Raw genomic sequence first — 16,420 nt, 5'->3', positions numbered from 1 at the left:
ATTCCCATGCCAATATATATGAATATTCATATATATTGACTTAAAAAATTTTATACTGCACAACGGCCAGCAGGTTCTTTTGTCTCTAGGCTGTTAAGCAAATCTGCAACTCTATTTTTCTCTGTGGCATAAGTTACATCAATGATACTTTTCACCCACGGTAGTAATACTGGAGATAAACGATAATGAACCCATTTACCCTGTTTTGAATCGAGCAAAAGACCTGATTCTCTAAGCATTGCTAGATGTCGAGATGTCTTTGGTTGCGATAGATTTAAAGCCGTATAAATATCACACACACACAGTTCACCAGCTGCTTTCAAAAGCAGCACGATATCGAGCCTTGTTTGATCACCTAAAATTTTAAACAGTTGTAATGGTTCCATGTGTACCTCTTTAGTCTTTTCTTTAAGTTACACCCAAAAGACACATACGTCAAAACGTATATATTATATTTAGCGCGATAGTGCCGTATACCTCAAATATGACTTAATATCAGTAGACGCCAGTTGAACGAAGAAGAGTTAAAGCTTCAGCTTTCGCAAAGCCACCAGTATTGCAAGAATATCATCATCTGATAATTCTATTGTCAGTGATGAAAGGCTGACAAAAAAATAATCCTACCCGTAGCATACCTGTATTTTTCACTGCCTCCGTTTCAAACGGAACCGTAAAATTAACACTAATGCGATTTCAAATTGAACCTGCTATTAATCAATCTTATTTAAACTTTATCTTTCAGGTTTTAACTTGAACATAATCGTCGTTGATTCAAGAGCGCCATTAACTGATTGAGCGAACTCAGGGATTTCACCGCTAGCATGCTTTCCCTTCGGTGTTTACCATTTGGTTTTATACATAATTCAAGTCCAACAACTGAATAGCACCAGCTATTGAAAAACTTAACCCTAATATAGAGTATGAAGTAACAAGAAGACTGGCCGAAATTAATGGCGTTATTTACGCTAATCTCATGAGTCCGCAAGGAACTAAATCAGGCAAGCTATTGGTCTAACTACCCAGCCAAAGGACGAGCTAGATCCCAACCGAGTGTTAGCTTAGCGGGAGTGCATCAGGATTTGTATTATGTAAATATCCACAGTCCTTCATCTAAAACATAACTAAGAACTTTATAAGCTAAATTAGTAAAAATTATATAAATAAAAACCCACAATAAAAAAGGCATCCATTCTCTAGCTGCTTTCTTTTTTGCTCTAATGTTTTTTCTCACCTTGTCTACTAACAGGGTAAGGCCAGCAATAACGAAACCCAATAAACAGACCACAATCAATACATAGACAGCTAACATCAAAAAAAGCATACATAAGTGTTCGCACTGTATTATATCCTTATAAAGGTACAACTAAACTTAACTTAAATTCCATATCTAACATATATTATTTCAGGCAATAAAAAACCCACCGGAGTGGGTTAGTTTTCATCTCTAAATTTTTGGGCTATTTGAGCCAACTCATCCATGACCTTATAGTCTTGTGCTTTCAAGTGAGCATCAGGATGTAGTATGGCTATAATTGAGTATCGGTGATCTTCAATAAGCCCCTGCACATACACCAAGCAGATATCTTTTTCAGGATTTCCATTTTTGTGAGTTCTGTAATATTGAACCCTATCATCTGGAAATCTATCTGGTGGTATTTTTAAATGAATGTGCATCAAACAAGCTTTTTCAGCTGAATATGGCTTAACGTATGAAACATCTCTTCCGAAATAACTAGGAACAACTCCGTCGGACTTATATTTCTTAAAATCTTTGAGTAGCTTGGCTTCGAGATCTAAATGTTTTTGGAATAAGTCGCCAAAAAATTGATTTCTTGTTTGCTCGTTTATAGTTACTTCTATTTCGTCCATGAATTAGCCAGTAAAGGAGTAATCACCTGAAATTATTTTCTTAGTTGTATAATCAGCTAATTCCCCTAAAGCATTAAAGTCGATATCACTTTCGAATGTTTTAGGGATAGTGAATAACTGACGAGAAAAATCATTTAAACGAGCTATTGCATGTCTAGCCTTAGCAACTGTTCGCAAGTATGATTTCATTTCCGTTTTTTCTTCATCGGACAAGTCGCCTTGCTTAACCATTACTTTAAGAACATTTTCAAATCCTCTTAAAGCAGCTTCGCAAGCTTTGTTTTCATCAAACCCATTTTGAAGCATAACGCCATGAGCTTGATAATCATCCATCTCTAACAGATTAAAGTAGTACGCGTTTATTTCATCAGCTAGCTTATTAACTATCTGATTTCTTTCTGCATACTCAGACTTAAGCTCTGTAACATTATCAATCACATTTCTCTTCATGACATGCGACTCCTTATCATTACATGCGTCAGCGAGCGAATACGAAGGAACGCTGAGCACTCCACCCGCTAAAATCGCTGCAAAACAATGTTTTAGTAAAGGATTCATTTTCATGCCTTATCAAATTGCTAAATATACCTTGGAGTATATTAGAATTAAGTTAACTTAACCGCAAGCTCTACTTGTATCTTGAATATCGAGGTGTATAATACCGCGCCTCGATAATACCCACCATAACAACTATCAAGACTGGTAATAAAAAATTACCAATAAAAATACCCATCAGCAGGTTAACCTCAGATTACCGATTGATTTAAAAGATAAAGTTCAAGAGTTAGCTGAATTTAATAATCGCTCAACCAATCAGGAAATGGTCACAGCTATCGAATATTGGATACTGCGTAATTCTCATGTTGAAGTTTTAACCATAAAGGTCGTCTTTCCTTTTGGTTAGATCACTTCGACGGTGTGAAGCTGAAAGATATTACAGAAGCAAAAATTTATGTAGCTGTAAGCAAGATGAGAAATAGGAAGGTTAGAGAGCGATGGGAAAAACAAGCTGAAGCAGCCAAGCGTAAGGGAAAGGAAATCCCTGCTTATTCAGAGACCCAAGTAACAACAGCCACCAAAGAAAAGCATTTGGCAATAATAATGAAGTCATTGCTGAGAACTGCTGAGAGAGAATGGAAATGGTCAGAAGGTATGCACATCTTGCGCCTAATCATTTAAGCGAACACGCGAGACATATTGATACCATTTTTAATGATAACGTACAATTACGACACAATAAGGAAATCAAGCAGGATTAAAACCAGCATAACTCATTGAGTTTAAATGGTACCCCTACAGGATTCGATATAGCGACATATCATACTGATTACATTTAATTTAAATTCATTCAATTTCGTATCATGCCTCCAATTATGCCCCCTTTTTATTTTGTGACTCAAAAATTAAGAGGTTCAGGCTTCTGTTTTCCCAAAGCCACCAGCATTGCATAAATATCATCAATGGCAATTTCATTGCAGATAATGAAATGCTATCCAAAAAAATATGACGAATCATCTTCATCAATTACAATAAGCACTTCTTCTAGGGTATACGTGCATGTTTTGTCATAATTGACCCAATGGTCAACGTTAAACCAAAACAACCGCCAATTTGAATTATTCTTATCAAACTTTATTTTGATAATGGGGATCGATGACTCATCGCCACAGCATGTACCTCTTTGTGAAATAACTATTTCCTTATTTCGTACACTGTAAGTTAAGTAGAAAACATCCCAAGCATTACCGTCAGGTGCCCATATTTTGATATATTTTTCAATAAGAAACTTAACTCCTGATTGCTTTATCATTTTCTATACCATACACAAAATTATTAGTTTCATTTCAATCTAATTTTACACCTAAAGCAATATCTGAGTGGTATTTACTAAGCTAGTTCGATATTTTCGGGTTAGTTGAACTGGTTATCTTAAAGATGATCAGTTGTGAGCTATAAGGCTGAAATTTCAGGGGCGAGTAAATACAGAAAAATATGCCATTAGATCGACAAAAAACACCTTATATTATTGACGTTACGTTGACGTATACTTTTTCTCACAACCATCATGTAAACATTGGTACAGCTAGCTTTAGAACACATTTAATCATGATCAATTCAGACTTATAGAGATTAATTTGTATAAGGGTGATTTTTCGATAACGTCAAGCGTATAGGCAATCTCATAAGCGTAATGTCAACAATTTCTAAGACTTTAGGTCAATGTAACGTCATTATTTAGCTGATATAGTGTAGTAGTCCATCGTTGATATAAAACACTTTGTTTACTCTACATTCATATTGAAATAAGGACGTTAAAAATGTCACAAAATTACACTCCAGAACAAAGAATAATCATAACTTCAATACTCAATTTTTCTGTTTTACTCTCCTTATGGAACAAGAATTACTATAAGAATGAAGAATTCAAACAAATCTTATTAAATAACAGTGAAATAGATGGCGGTTTTATATTTAGCGCATTAAAAAATGTTGGTATATTCAATGAAGGCACATTACCAGCCATCTTGTATTCTCTATTGATATACCCTCAAGAAGCTATAAAAAAAATAAATTGCAATACTTATGATGCTGCAATAAATAATATAGATAACAATCTCAAAAACAGTCACTACAATATAAAAATAACGACAAATGATTATCCCGATTTAGCCAAAAGATCGTTATTAAAACACATAAGAAACGCAGTATCGCATGCAACTTTTAAACTTGATAATGACATGTATATTTTTACAGACATTAATCCTCATAATAGTAAAAAAATAACTTTAGAATTTAATAAAAATGATATAGGCGCCTTTATACAGGATTTATATAACTCTCTTTTGTTAATAATTAAAGAAATACAGAATAACCAACAAAAAACACCTTAATAAATTCAAAATACTTCAACATTTTGACACTAGCTTAGCCCCTTGGGAGGATTTTCTTACCGATAGGCTAAGCCCATCATAACCATTCATTGATTTAACCTATAAGAGCTATTGCCCTCCAACGTTAGCTATCAATCTAGCCCCAGACAACTGATAGCCATTAAACCAGCCATAAGAACCTATGGCCGTAACCTTATCTCCATGCTTGCACATCATCAACTCTATAGCCTCAATATCAAAAGCAACTAAGCGTAATGGATAAGCACTGCGACATTCGCTTTCAGCGTCGATTGTCATCGTTGCATAGACTTTACCCTTAACCGTTTTGCCTCGTTCTGGTGCTTTGATTACAACACCAGAAACCGTCGAAGTGATCCCTGATTTAGATTTTTTCTTCACTCGTTTCGTCGTGGCTGGTGGACGTTGCTTTATTGGCATGGTGATTTATCCAGTAACATAGAAATATAGCCATTCTAAATTCGTTCACAGGTCACGATTAATTGGTTTGTCTGTGTGCTCGAGCCTACTGTGGGTCTGCTGGTGTTGGTTCTTCCTAACTTCGGAGTAAATTACATTTATCCAATTAATTTAAGTATATCCTCTATATTAAAACTAACCTTTCTTTCACCTAAAAATTTCTTTGCATATCTTTCTACTAATGATTGTTCTGGAATCAATTTTTTTTTGATAGTTTGTCTCGCAGATTTTAGATTAGATTTCGTGTTAGGAACCCCACTCTCCATAAGTTCTGTTAACAGACGTTCTCTACGCTCTCTTGCTGACCTTCCTTTACAGCCTTTCAATATGTAGCGAGCCAATATCATAAATAAAGTTTTTTCACAGTGGTAATAGTGAAATTTATCTTTCAAAAATTGATTATATGCTAAGTCAATACTCCCTGAACTAAATAAAATTCGATAAAATTCTAGTATGTTAGTAGCTAAGAAACCACCATCTACAGTTTTTTCAGGTGCAATCAAAACAAAAAAAGGAGTTAGCTCATTTTTGTTAATGCTCTTAATAACGTTAAGACTAAAACACGCCGTTAAAATAATGCATAGATTATTATTTGTAACATTGTTCAATTCCCTAAGTTTGTCACAAAGAACATTCCATGGCATATACTCCTTTGACTTTTCTATATAAATTCCTTTTTCCTCATCTCCATGCATATCCAAATGTAGTAATGGATAAAACTCATGCTCACGAGCAGTGTTTACTAGTTCGCTAAGAGCATCAACTAAATCATTTACACTGTTAACATCCCAGCACTCAAAATATCTATTGTTTGTTTTTAATAAAGGCTCCAAATCCTCTATTATTCGATTTGTTATTCCTTCATCTTCTGGGGGTAAACTTTTAATCCATATCACTGAATCACAACTAAAACTACTGTCTATAACCATTCTTTTCCTCTTAATTACATGACGTTATATCTTAATCCTTATTTTCCTTATGAATTATACTTCTAAATATATTTATCTCTATAACTAGTTACTTATAACAATACTCACAGCGACCTGTAACCGTGACTTTATTTCCTTTCTGGCAGGTCATAAGCTCCGGCACGTTAATATCGAATAACGCTATCTTTAGTGGGTACGGACTATGCTTGTCACTCTCAGCCTGATGAATCGTCATTGTGACCATAGTTTTACCTCTAGCTATTTAGCCTTGTATTGGTGCTTTGATCACCACACCGTAAATAATAGAAATACTCCGCGCTTTAGATTTCTTTTTCACACGATTAGTCGTAGCTAGTGGATGTTGTTTTATTATTATGGTGATTTATCCAGTACATAAAATATTATTTACCCCCGTAAAACTTGGGGATCATGCGCAATTTTTTGCGCACATTAAAAAAAACCTTAGCAAATCTTAGCATTGTAATGCGCAAGTTACTGCGCACAATTTATGATAATGCATTGTATTAGATGACTTTTAAGAAGTTCGCACTCTGCGCAGACTGGTTCGCAATGCGCAGTCTTTTTGCGCACGATGCGCAATCCACCTCAATAAATCTATATATCAAAATACAAGAATATCCTTGTAACTAATTGTTATAACTGAATTTCATTAAGGTTCGCACTCTGAGCAATGCGCAATTTTAAGCGTGGTTTATCATGGTAATGCGCAGTTGACCTTAGCATTTCTATACATCCAAAATTGCGCACGAATCACTCTAACCCTTGCCGTAACTGACTTTGAGAGCATTCGCACTCTGCGCAGTTCGCAGTTCGCAGTTTATTAGCTTATCGCCTCGACATTTCTATACACTAAAATTGCGCATAAAGCATCGTGAAGCCTTGATATACCTCCCTTTAGCGTGATTCGCATTTTGCGCACTAATTCCCGCTCGTGCTCAGAATACCGATACATTCCGATACATGCGTGCGCAAAATGGTTTATAGATTTTTTAAGGTACCAGTGACTCTTTAAAGGGTTAACCCTATAACAGAAAGAAAGAGAACAAAAAATTCACACTAACTGCCTTTTTTACTTTCAATTACTACAGGCTGACTGAATCCAAACCAAGGTTCAAACTTATAGCACTGCCTGTCATTTTTCCTTAAATAAGACACGCTAGGCTGTACTAAACCGCAGTCTGAGACTGTATAAGAATCAATCCTTAAACTCACCATAAACACCTTATTCTGTATTACTGACATGCCTATTATTAAAGGAATTACTCCAAATAAAGCACAAACTAACGTGAATAAAATACTTCCAACGTCTTGTTTCTTTTCTTCTTTAAATTTGATTTCTAACTTACTATTAATTAAAGATAAAAGAAAAAATACTATTACAACGATTTCTAATGTCAGAAATATTAATAAAACACTAAAAAATATAGCTCCTATCCATGGCGAGTTACTCAAATACTCCCTTTCAATTTGAAATTGAGAATTTAAATACTTTTCTGCAATAAAATAGCTACAGGAAAATAATATACCTAAAAACCAGATAAAAATTTTGTGAGTTGTAATACGGACTAAAAGACCTCTTTCTTGCAATATCCGAAACCAGCCACCTAAAACAAAAAAAGTAATAGCTCCCACATCGTGGGAATAACCAAGTAAGGCAATTCCACCAAGTACAAACATAACCCACATTAACCAACCTAATACCTTATCCAGTCTGCTTTTTTCTTCCATTTTATGCCCCTTGTCAGATTTCCAATAACACACGAAAAAATTTTTATATAAATACACAAAAGTGGTGGTCTCAGTGGTCTCAGTGGTCTCAATTCCCGTAACTAATTGTATTTATACAGTTAAATTATTTTTACTGAGACCACTGGCCGATTTAGAGTGGTCTCAATTTCCAAATTACAACCAGATGAAATCCATATCTATTTGATAAATAATGATTAAATGAATTATTTTTAGTGGTCTCACTTTTAAATATTAGTGGTCTCAGGTTCTTTATTCCTACCAGCAAGATAAACTGTCAATTTATTCTGTGGTCTCAAAAACGCCTCAAGTGGTCTCAAAAATGGCTTGAGTGGTCTCAGAGTGGTCTCAATATTTAAAAATAAACTCTTTAATATCATACTACTAATAAATATATCCTTTATTGAGACCACTGAGACCACTACTATTTATCGTTCTAACAAGCGATCAATCGTCATCATCATCCTGAACTAGCATCATGATGTAGGCTCGTTGCTGAGTTCCCCCTAGATGCTTAAGGCGAGGCGTTTTTCCTTGTAGGCGTTTCCCTTTGGCTGGCTTTTTCAGTATTCCCATAGTGGCTAACACTTCTGCGAACGTTTCGGCATTGAACCCTTTAGCAACCTCAGCCCTAAATACATTCGGTAATGTATAAAAAAGAATTGGCGCATCATCATGACTGCCTTTGCGTTCTCGATAACCGGCTAAATCACGAATAGGTAAATCACGTTCGTCATAAGGTAGTGGGGCATACCGGCTTATTCCATAGGTATTTAAGAACGCTAAAGCCTGTTCTGTGATCTGCTCAATTTCTTTATTGCCGGTACCAAATTCAGCCAACCAGACATTAAACACGGCTTGAACTGCGTCCCTACAATCCTGCTCATCCCAACCGGTAATCACTCGCCCCATTAATAACGCTGACTCTATAGCAGAAAAGCGATCACTGGCACGGTGTACCTGTTCCCCATAACTACTGGGAATTAATTTGCCCCAGCGTTGCTGTGCGGCTCGGTAGGCTTCTTTCGCGTCTTCTTTGTGTTTTGATAAGTACTCAATCCAATAGCGCCCTGCCGTGCCGTAGTTAGCACGACAATTCACCTTAATTAAGTCAGCGTGCTCTTTCCCTGTTTCACACTCATGTAACTCAGTAGCTCGCTCTATTGGAATATTGAGTAACCGCACCAGTTGGCCAGCATTCACTTTTACCCCAGAATTTAATAAAAAGGTTTCAATGTCTTTTTCGCCGGTACTAATGGCGACCGTTCGCCAGCTCTGAACCTGTCGATTACCGCCCTCTTTTGCGCCTTGGATCTTACCTTTGCCATTAAATAGCGTGTACGCCGATTTATAGACGTGTTTAGGGTCAGCCCCTTGTCCAACTTCATCAAGATATAAAAGCCCGTCATTGTGCGCTACCGCTTCGTTAGTCATGCCGTATTCAGTGCCATACCACGTTAAACGCTGTAAATCAGGGTCACCGTACAAACTCACGGCCATATCTGCGGTGGTGCTTTTCCCTGCTGTGGATTGGGCGTAAAGATGAATACCAAAGCTATCCGCTTGTGTAATACTGGTCATCGGTGCGGCTAATGCTGCCCCAATAGCAAACATCATAAAGCTGTTTTTGTTCGCCAATCGTGCAACATCATTCCGCCAGCTATCCAATGTTCCACTTGTTTTGTAAGCTGTAACGGCTGCGCTTTGGCCATTAAATAATATTGGCTGTTCTGGCTCTCCAATTACTGAACCATCAGGCATGATATATGCTCCTTTATACCAGCCTGATTTAGCGGTAATACTCCAATTCTCTTTAAACGGTTGACGCAATAACCAATCAGATAAAGACTGCCTTAGCCCTGATTTGGTGGTGACTAATAACCCTGCATTTTTCAGAGAGCGCCAACCCTCACGCTCGCCAATATCCCCCATGGGGATCGCTTGAATATTAGACTTACCCCATTCAATAATTAAATACTCCTGGTATAAATCATTAACCCCTTTCGTAATACGTTTGATCTGGTTAGATAACCATTGTTCATGATGAATGATTTCCCCTGTTTCTTTATCTGCTTTTGGGGTAACAAGAAATACACCATCTTCTCGTGATTCGATACGGATCTTCATCGGGTCATTTTTAGCCGGTACAGTCGATATAACCTCGCTATCTGATACGTCAACTATCCCCTCTGGTTGGTATATTCCTGCGTTGAAAATGCTTACTGTGGCTTCCTCACCATTAGATTGTAGGTAGTCATTCCAATCACCATCACAAGGGGGAATGGAAACATGACCATTCACTTTTTGCGCTGCTGCCTCCGCTTTAACTTTTCCTGTGTTAATGTCATTTTGTGAGTCATTATCCGCTGCAATAATAATATTGGCCGTTGGGAATTGACTTCTCATAGCCTTAGCAACATGAATTAAATTACCTGCGTCTATGGCTGCCACTGTCAGTGCTTCCGGCTGAATTAAATGACAAGTTATTGCGGTTGCTAGCCCCTCAGCAATAATCACCGTAGTAACGGCTACAGGCTCATTAATTTGGTAGTAACTCCCTGATTTAATGCTATCGGCTAATAACCGTTTCTCACCATTAGGTTTAATGGTCTGTGCGCCTGTAATTTTGCCTCGAGCATCCACCAGCGGAATAATCAGTGAGCCATCCAGTAATAAATCCATTTCAAAACCATGTAGCCCCTTAGCCTTGAGATAGTTAGACTCCCCAAGCTGAACATTGCCAATAGCACGGTTATACCGTTCAATAAAGCGTTTATGCTTCTCTATCTGTTCATTAGCTTGTTTTTCTGCTTGCTGCGCCCTCAGTGCGACCTGTTGCGCTTTTACCTCATGGCTACGGTAAGCTGGTGGATTATCTGAACGGGTATCAATACCAATCATGTCAGCGACCTCTTTTGCTGCTTCGGTTACACTGACACCTAACACACGTTGAACGAGATCTAATCCATCACCAGAACCGCACAGATTACAAATAAACGTACCGTTACCATCTTTGTTATCAAATCTAAACCGGTCTTTACCCCCACAATGAGGGCAAGCGGTATGCTGATTTAGGAGCACTTCTGCCCCAAGGTTAGATAATATGTTTTGCCATTGCCCGTTCGCTTTTAGCTTCACATCACGGATCACATCAATATGGCGCATAGCAAAACTCCCCTAAGTCAGCGTGACATGTCACAAAATACAAATTAATCGCTAAATGCCTGTTGAGATGTTGAGTAATTTTGTTCATTGCAACCTCAACACCAATAAGTCGATGTGGATTTTTTAGAACTGGCTTGGCTAACGATCTGGCTATAAAGCCTATTCATTATTTCGTGACCATCCGTTGATAAAGCCAAAATACTGCTGTCATCTAACATATTGCGATAAGTACCAATAATGAGATCATCAGCAACAGCATATTTGTATTGTTGATAGAGTGGTTTATCAACACACGTTTTAAGCACTCGTCTAACACGCTCAAACGATAAAGGCAGTTCACGCCCTTGGTAGGTATAGATTGCGTTTCCGTTCTTACGGGTACAGTAAACAACAAAGACCGTTGCCACCGTCCAACGGAAAGTTTTAATTAAATCAGTCGGTTTATGACTACCTTTATCACTGTTCCAATAGTCATTAAGGAGCAACAAACCTAATTCAGGTAACGCGTCCCACTCACCTAAATCAATTCGATTGGGAATACTGGCCAGTGAGATAGTTGCTATTTCTAAGGGCGCATTATGCGTTGTTTGTATAAACACATAGCTATAACCGCCATTAACAACCGTTTTATAGTTCATTATGATTCACCCCGCTGGCGCAATGCTAATTCAGCATGTTCAGAGTTATGTAAAAGACAATGTAAGATTTCAGCCGTAAATGTCATGCACCAGCTAAGTTTTTGTAAGTCATTATTCGCCTCGCCAAAATCGATATAGTCCTCATGCTCTGTGGCGAAAAAAGCCAAACTTGCCGTTGCCGATAACCCGCCCAATATTGCGTCAACAGCTTCACGTTGAGAGGTGCTAATGTGCTGGAGTTCTTCGGTGGTTTTACTATAAAACTCTTTCATTTTGAGTGAGTTTCTAAAGTTATCGATCGCATTCATAGCCCATTCTCCACATGACTTTTTAACGCTTGCCATATTTCACCGTTTAAATCACAAGCGATTGAAATCAAGTCTAATAATTCACTAGAACACTCTGTATCCGCCTGCTCTAAAATCACGCTATACAAAGAACTGACTTGCTGTGCTTTGTAGGCGGCAGCATCTAGCGGCAATGGCTTACTCATGAGGCACCTCGTTAACAGTTTCATTCACACAGCTAAATAACGTTCCGCCAATCTCACCAGCCAGCCTTTTGATCAGTGCAAAAATAGCGGCTGTTTCACTCATTTCGAGGTCAAAATCAGAATCTTTGATCAGGGAAGCAATAATCTCTATTTGAAAGGCTTTTTCGGCACTTTGATTAATTTGGGTTGAATTAAGCATGGCTAGCCCCTTTATCAGTTCCATTGATTTTTGTAATACGAGGGAGAGAACAGCCTATTTCAGAAAAACCACTCCGTAACATCGCGTGAGCCTGTTTCGCATCAATCGCCTGAATATTAAGGTTGAAGCCAACGGCTGAGCCGCCCTTACTTGTTGTATAGCCTGTAAGATGAAAAGTTTTAAGCATGAGTCACCCCCACGCGAATACGGGCGGTGAATACCAACGAAAGGTTAGGAAGCATCGAACGGGCTTCATTTTCGGTATGTGCAATAACTAAGTGATAAGTGGCTTTATTTTGCTGACATTCGGCAAAACGCCATATAAATACGATATTTTGGGTATGACTATTCCGCCCAGTTAAGGGTGTGATATGATCTTGCATAGCTACCTCGATAGTTTTGGTATCGCTGGTGGTTAGCCCTCTAATAGTGTTGGTAGCATTATTAGGGGGCGTTGATTTTATCGGCTTTACCGTGTTAAGGTGACCACCTATAAAAATCAAGACTAATTCAATAGGTGACCACTTGTCAACGATTAAACGTGATAAAAGCCCTAAAGGTGATGGACAGTCGCCACAATTTAGAATGCGCATAACACCAGAGCTAAAAGAACAGTTTGATAAAGAAGCGAGTAAAGATGGTGTAAGTCTCGCAAACTGGCTTAAAGAACTAGGTCGCTCTGAATTACAGAAACGTGGAATAGAGCCAAAAGGATAGATTATGAAAGCTATTTTATGGATTTTAGCCCTAGTATTAGCCTCATTATTCTTTATTAGGTCTTGTGCCCCATCACTTTCCCCTTGTGGTACAGGTAAGGGTGACTTACTCAGACCTACCTGTGAAAAAATTTTTGGCGTTAAATCCCAAAACTGATGTACGTTTGCAACAAGCGGCATGTATTCCTTAGATAATATCTCATTACTCAAATAGCATCGGTTTACTTGGTAGGCGTTCATTAGTTCGCCTCCAAACGTTGAGCTAACCAACGCTGTGCCAGTTCAGTCAATTGAGCCTTTCTTTGTACTGAGGGCGTATCTATATCAAGGAAAGCACAATTACGAGCTTCTAAATAAGCGAGTAATTTCAATTGATCCGCACTCATGTTATCTCTGATTTCTTTAGACTTAATACCTCTGCTTTTAGCCCATTGAGTAGGATTGATACCAAGTACCAATTTATTGATAAAGCGGGACTCATTGCTATACGCAAAACCTTTTTGGCTGTCGCCTGTGCGCTCAATATAGCCTTTCATCGCATCGGCCATATTTTTATGATCTTCACATGCAGCAACACGATTTTTGCGCCAGTTTTGCATAGCGGCTTTATGTTCTTCTGGCGCAGCTCTGCGTAGTCGCTCCTCACATTCGATAAAATATTGGCGTGCTAATTTGCCCTGATCATTACGTTCAACCATAGACAGCTCTTTTCCCATGCTTAGGCTGACAATATAGTCATGCTCGAATTGCTGCCTAAATTTTGTGCTCCCCCGTTTTGGTGAGCTCAAATTTTCCACAACGATATAATCGATATTCTCAATAAAGCCATATTGTTTAATTCGTCCTTTAATCCAGCTCGTATAGTCACGACCAACTTTTAAAAATAAATGTAATTTCCGGCTACTCACTGATTGAATTTCTTTCCCATTAATACGGTTATTAATAACAGGAATTAAATAATCAAATGTGTTCATTAGCTCGTTTTCAGGTTGAGTGAAACCCTGACCAGCTATGGTCATATTTTTATTTTTCATAAGTTTTGCCCTTTTATTTAGTTAATTAAGAGCTGTCGCGACAACACGGAATAGCTTGACTAAATTTATCTGCAAATACCCGCAAAACCGTACATAAAGTATAAAAACATTATTTTGCGTGAATTTGCAGATGTATTGTGATAGCCCTTTAAAACTTAAACCACTCCTTTCCAAACCGTTATATTTCGCAGTTATATCAATGAAATAAATTAAATCAGAAATAACATTTAGAATATTTCCACTCCTAATTTCAGGGTGAGCGAATCCCTGACCCATTACGGTCATTTTATTTTTCATATTGCTATTTCCTGATTATTCCTTTGGGTAAAGCGATAAAATCAAATCTGATTGATGGTTAGAAATGCCATCATACCCACCAGCACAAGCTCGACTATTGATAAGGTCAATAATCCTCTTTGCATCTTTCTGGTTACGAATATGGTAACGATAATGCGACCCTATTCCGTCTGGGTTCGGTTCGTCTGTACGCTCTAATTTAATATTGAGTAATCGTTCAAGTTCAGTTAAATAATTACGGCCAGAGGATAACCGGCACTGACGTAAAATATCGTTTTCAGTGATCCCCTGGTCTGAATATAAAAAACAAATCCATGCTTTATTTTTCTTTGGTGGGCTCTTTGATAGAATAGATGCTGTCGCGTTATCCTGAGAAGCCACCTGTAACGGGTGGTTTTTCTTTTTCATTAAGCCACCCCGCCAGTACGTGATTCAGCAATCTTATTTGCTACCCACTCATCCACTTCTGATTCAACGAAAGCAATAGAACGAGTGCCAATTTTTACTGATTTAGGGAATTGACCTGTTTCGATAAGACGATAAATCCATGCTCGTCCATACCCTGTACGACGCATAACTTCCGGTAAGCGAATGAGGTTTTCTTTTAAGGTTGTTACTGTTGGCATGATGCCCCCTGATATCTGTTTAATGATACGCCTTAATAGACGTTCTTGGATTCATGGGTATCTTTGCATGAAAAAATGCTTTTTGATCATACCATTAGGCCTAATGGTTTTTTTGAGAAATTTACTATGAGGGTTGTACTTCAAGTGGTTACTAATTAAACAAATGACTATAAGGGTAGAGGGTAAATAGTGGTTAATTACCATCATGGCTAAGGGTAAAAGACCATTTTAACCCTCCGGGTTGAGGGTCATTTTACTTTAGAGTAAATAATGCTGATATTCATAACCATCTATTTACGCTTAATCGGGCAAGCTACTTTCTCAATTGCTAGAGCTTGTATCTCTGCCATTCCAAACTTTTTATATTCTTCTCTTAATTTTTTAACTACCCAATCTTGAGTTGGAATTGTTACTCTGTCATCTTCATTATAGTTCACCCATAACTCATTTCTTACTTTAATAGCTATTTCTAGTGGATCATCTTCTCTATATTTACCTAGTCCATATGGTATTTTTAATTCCAGTTCATTTATTTGATTTTTTAAATCCTCTATCTGATTTTCTAAATCATCAATATTTTTGGACTTACCAAAAATATCATCTAAAGCAGCAAGGCAAGACTCTGAATCTTTGTCAATTATCTTCTTTCTAAACTCATATAATTTCTCCAACCTAGGCAAGTCAGATAAAATACAAGTAGGTATAGGAAAATCATTATATTTTAAAAAATTATATATTTCAGTAGCTTTAAAATAAAATCCACTGAAATTGGCATGATAGCTATCAAATTCATCATCAATATAATAGTTACCAGAATTTATAGAATTAGGGTCTTCATAATAATCTTTCCCTAATGATATATTATATAAAAATTTCAAACATTCTTTTTCAAACCCACTATTAGTATAAAATCCAGTGACGCTATTATAATCATAAAAATGAAATTCAACTCCATCAAATGGATGTTTTCCTCCAAACCTTATAAAGTTACGATATAACATTACACTAACATCACTTATACTTCTATTTGTTATATTCGATAATTCACATAATAATTTATCAAAGTGAATACAATCGGCTTTTTCTTTGTCTAAATCATCAAATGAATACATAGCCATACTACGCCACCTCACGCCCTCATTTTGTAGGAGCTATGCCAGCTAGTAGAGGTGTACTAGTTTTCGGGGATCAGCCTAGACATAGCTTTATTCTTTATAGTCTATTCAAGTCTACTACAGTCTATAATCACTGTCTATTTGTCCAGTTATAGCTATTTTAGCCACAAAAAAACCAGACCTTTTATTGTCTGGTTCTGTATG

General features: G+C 37.3%; 24 protein-coding genes. 5 read left to right on the top strand and 19 right to left on the bottom strand.

Features of this window, described 5'->3' with window-relative positions; all coding sequences use genetic code 11:
- Positions 1 to 50: 50 nt before the first annotated feature.
- From PSF42_RS08070 to PSF42_RS08060, 3 genes are all read right to left on the bottom strand, one after another.
- Positions 51 to 386 carry a metalloregulator ArsR/SmtB family transcription factor gene (locus tag PSF42_RS08070; protein WP_125891528.1) on the bottom strand — a complete coding sequence of 112 codons (336 nt, stop codon included), beginning with the start codon at positions 384 to 386 and terminating at the stop codon, positions 51 to 53.
- 1,045 nt (positions 387 to 1,431) lie between these two features.
- Positions 1,432 to 1,869 (bottom strand): type II toxin-antitoxin system YafO family toxin, encoded by a 438-nt coding sequence (locus tag PSF42_RS08065; protein WP_125891530.1) that lies wholly within the window; start codon positions 1,867 to 1,869, stop codon positions 1,432 to 1,434.
- Between the two features lie 3 nt (positions 1,870 to 1,872).
- Positions 1,873 to 2,427, bottom strand: a complete 555-nt coding sequence (locus PSF42_RS08060) for a hypothetical protein (protein WP_272679796.1) — start codon at positions 2,425 to 2,427, stop codon at positions 1,873 to 1,875.
- A 154-nt stretch (positions 2,428 to 2,581) separates the two neighbouring features.
- On the opposite strand from PSF42_RS08060, the gene PSF42_RS08055 reads away from it, so the two are divergent.
- Positions 2,582 to 2,773 (top strand): Arc family DNA-binding protein, encoded by a 192-nt coding sequence (locus PSF42_RS08055; RefSeq protein WP_125891632.1) that lies wholly within the window; start codon positions 2,582 to 2,584, stop codon positions 2,771 to 2,773.
- Between the two features lie 14 nt (positions 2,774 to 2,787).
- Positions 2,788 to 3,048: a hypothetical protein gene (locus tag PSF42_RS08050; RefSeq protein ID WP_272679795.1), complete on the top strand. Its 261-nt coding sequence runs from the start codon at positions 2,788 to 2,790 to the stop codon at positions 3,046 to 3,048.
- A 310-nt stretch (positions 3,049 to 3,358) separates the two neighbouring features.
- On the opposite strand, the gene PSF42_RS08045 is transcribed toward PSF42_RS08050, so the two are convergent.
- Positions 3,359 to 3,679 (bottom strand): DUF3024 domain-containing protein, encoded by a 321-nt coding sequence (locus tag PSF42_RS08045; RefSeq protein WP_272679794.1) that lies wholly within the window; start codon positions 3,677 to 3,679, stop codon positions 3,359 to 3,361.
- Between the two features lie 508 nt (positions 3,680 to 4,187).
- On the opposite strand from PSF42_RS08045, the gene PSF42_RS08040 reads away from it, so the two are divergent.
- On the top strand, positions 4,188 to 4,760 hold the full coding sequence (locus PSF42_RS08040) for a HEPN family nuclease (protein ID WP_272679793.1): 573 nt from the start codon (positions 4,188 to 4,190) through the stop codon (positions 4,758 to 4,760).
- A gap of 108 nt (positions 4,761 to 4,868) precedes the next feature.
- Here the strand turns inward: PSF42_RS08040 and PSF42_RS08035 are convergent, their stop codons facing one another.
- From PSF42_RS08035 to PSF42_RS07990, 10 genes are all read right to left on the bottom strand, one after another.
- A complete protein-coding gene (locus tag PSF42_RS08035) occupies positions 4,869 to 5,198 on the bottom strand; it encodes a hypothetical protein (protein WP_272679792.1) in 330 nt (109 codons plus the stop codon).
- Between the two features lie 137 nt (positions 5,199 to 5,335).
- Positions 5,336 to 6,166 carry a hypothetical protein gene (locus PSF42_RS08030; RefSeq protein WP_272679791.1) on the bottom strand — a complete coding sequence of 277 codons (831 nt, stop codon included), beginning with the start codon at positions 6,164 to 6,166 and terminating at the stop codon, positions 5,336 to 5,338.
- A gap of 1,077 nt (positions 6,167 to 7,243) precedes the next feature.
- Entirely contained in the window at positions 7,244 to 7,915 is a 672-nt protein-coding gene (locus PSF42_RS08025; RefSeq protein ID WP_110592221.1) for a hypothetical protein, read from the bottom strand.
- Between the two features lie 465 nt (positions 7,916 to 8,380).
- Positions 8,381 to 11,098 (bottom strand): DUF927 domain-containing protein, encoded by a 2,718-nt coding sequence (locus PSF42_RS08020; protein WP_272679790.1) that lies wholly within the window; start codon positions 11,096 to 11,098, stop codon positions 8,381 to 8,383.
- Positions 11,099 to 11,193: 95 nt separating this feature from the next.
- Positions 11,194 to 11,736, bottom strand: coding sequence for a hypothetical protein (locus PSF42_RS08015; protein WP_272679789.1), 543 nt, complete (start codon positions 11,734 to 11,736; stop codon positions 11,194 to 11,196).
- The gene (locus PSF42_RS08010) at positions 11,736 to 12,044 is read right to left on the bottom strand and encodes a hypothetical protein (protein ID WP_272679788.1); all 309 of its coding nucleotides are present in this window, start codon (positions 12,042 to 12,044) and stop codon (positions 11,736 to 11,738) included. The genes PSF42_RS08015 and PSF42_RS08010 overlap by 1 nt, the downstream gene beginning before the upstream one ends.
- Positions 12,041 to 12,229, bottom strand: a complete 189-nt coding sequence (locus tag PSF42_RS08005; RefSeq protein WP_272679787.1) for a hypothetical protein — start codon at positions 12,227 to 12,229, stop codon at positions 12,041 to 12,043. The genes PSF42_RS08010 and PSF42_RS08005 overlap by 4 nt, the downstream gene beginning before the upstream one ends.
- Complete coding sequence (locus PSF42_RS08000) at positions 12,222 to 12,428, bottom strand: hypothetical protein (protein WP_272679786.1); 207 nt, start codon at positions 12,426 to 12,428, stop codon at positions 12,222 to 12,224. Before PSF42_RS08000 ends, PSF42_RS08005 begins: the two co-directional genes overlap by 8 nt.
- Positions 12,421 to 12,615, bottom strand: a complete 195-nt coding sequence (locus tag PSF42_RS07995) for a hypothetical protein (RefSeq protein WP_272679785.1) — start codon at positions 12,613 to 12,615, stop codon at positions 12,421 to 12,423. The genes PSF42_RS08000 and PSF42_RS07995 overlap by 8 nt, the downstream gene beginning before the upstream one ends.
- Positions 12,608 to 12,811 carry a host cell division inhibitor Icd-like protein gene (locus tag PSF42_RS07990; RefSeq protein WP_250249813.1) on the bottom strand — a complete coding sequence of 68 codons (204 nt, stop codon included), beginning with the start codon at positions 12,809 to 12,811 and terminating at the stop codon, positions 12,608 to 12,610. Before PSF42_RS07990 ends, PSF42_RS07995 begins: the two co-directional genes overlap by 8 nt.
- Before the next feature lie 142 nt (positions 12,812 to 12,953).
- Here PSF42_RS07990 and PSF42_RS20810 point away from each other — a divergent pair, with 142 nt between their 5' ends.
- Both PSF42_RS20810 and PSF42_RS07980 read left to right on the top strand, forming a co-directional pair.
- On the top strand, positions 12,954 to 13,145 hold the full coding sequence (locus PSF42_RS20810; RefSeq protein ID WP_442959222.1) for a toxin-antitoxin system HicB family antitoxin: 192 nt from the start codon (positions 12,954 to 12,956) through the stop codon (positions 13,143 to 13,145).
- A gap of 3 nt (positions 13,146 to 13,148) precedes the next feature.
- Positions 13,149 to 13,301 (top strand): hypothetical protein, encoded by a 153-nt coding sequence (locus PSF42_RS07980; protein WP_272679855.1) that lies wholly within the window; start codon positions 13,149 to 13,151, stop codon positions 13,299 to 13,301.
- Between the two features lie 82 nt (positions 13,302 to 13,383).
- On the opposite strand, the gene PSF42_RS07975 is transcribed toward PSF42_RS07980, so the two are convergent.
- The 5 genes from PSF42_RS07975 to PSF42_RS07955 form a co-directional block, all read right to left on the bottom strand.
- Entirely contained in the window at positions 13,384 to 14,178 is a 795-nt protein-coding gene (locus PSF42_RS07975; RefSeq protein WP_272679784.1) for an antA/AntB antirepressor family protein, read from the bottom strand.
- Positions 14,179 to 14,199: 21 nt separating this feature from the next.
- Positions 14,200 to 14,475: a hypothetical protein gene (locus tag PSF42_RS07970; protein WP_272679783.1), complete on the bottom strand. Its 276-nt coding sequence runs from the start codon at positions 14,473 to 14,475 to the stop codon at positions 14,200 to 14,202.
- Between the two features lie 15 nt (positions 14,476 to 14,490).
- Positions 14,491 to 14,883, bottom strand: a complete 393-nt coding sequence (locus PSF42_RS07965) for a hypothetical protein (protein ID WP_272679782.1) — start codon at positions 14,881 to 14,883, stop codon at positions 14,491 to 14,493.
- A complete protein-coding gene (locus PSF42_RS07960; RefSeq protein WP_272679781.1) occupies positions 14,883 to 15,101 on the bottom strand; it encodes a helix-turn-helix transcriptional regulator in 219 nt (72 codons plus the stop codon). Before PSF42_RS07960 ends, PSF42_RS07965 begins: the two co-directional genes overlap by 1 nt.
- Positions 15,102 to 15,391: 290 nt before the next feature.
- Entirely contained in the window at positions 15,392 to 16,219 is an 828-nt protein-coding gene (locus PSF42_RS07955; RefSeq protein ID WP_272679780.1) for a hypothetical protein, read from the bottom strand.
- Positions 16,220 to 16,420: the final 201 nt, after the last annotated feature.

It is taken from the genome of Providencia sp. PROV032 (assembly GCF_028484875.1).
In the GTDB taxonomy this organism is placed as follows: domain Bacteria; phylum Pseudomonadota; class Gammaproteobacteria; order Enterobacterales; family Enterobacteriaceae; genus Providencia; species Providencia rettgeri_E.
The sequence above is the reverse complement of the archived record's forward strand: the minus strand, read 5'-3'. Positions and strand labels throughout refer to the sequence as shown.